Source organism: Flavonifractor sp. HCP28S3_F3 (assembly GCF_052065355.1).
GTDB lineage: Bacteria > Bacillota > Clostridia > Oscillospirales > Oscillospiraceae > Flavonifractor.
Window position 1 is genome coordinate 1 of sequence record NZ_JBQHUF010000043.1, and the last position, 495, is coordinate 495.

Annotated in this window: 1 pseudogene; it reads right to left on the reverse strand. The window is 53.7% G+C overall.

The annotated features are described in order from the left end of the window. Window positions 1-495, reverse strand: a pseudogene (locus tag ACTNB1_RS14875) (tetracycline resistance ribosomal protection protein Tet(W)); the annotation flags it as partial.

Here is a 495-nt window from a genome sequence, read left to right on the forward strand (position 1 = left end):
AACATATGGCGCACCTTGTCCAGGCGGCTGTTTGGACGGCGGGGCTGGATGACCGGCTGACCGACAGCGGCCTGATATCCTTTCAGCTCTGTAAGGCATACGCTCCGCCCGTTGGTGTAAAAGGCCAGATCAGTACGGTATGCCTGTATACAGCGGGCGGGAATCTCGCCAGTAAAGACAACTTCATCCTTTTTTTCCTGGACCGTTTCGATGGTGGCACAGTATTTCGGTGCATCATGATAAGCCCTGGAAAGATATTCCCGGGGCGCATAGAGGGTGAAGGAGAGATAAGGTTCCAGCAGTTGCGTCCCTGATTCCTTCAATGCCTGTTCCAATACAATCGGGGCCAATGAGCGGAAGTCCGCCGGCGTGCTGACCGGACTGTAATAAAGCCCGTATTCAAAGCAAATCTTACAGTCCGTTACGTTCCAGCCGAACAAGCCCTGCTCCAGCCCGTAACGGATACCATCCCTGACAGCGTTTTGAAAACTCTGG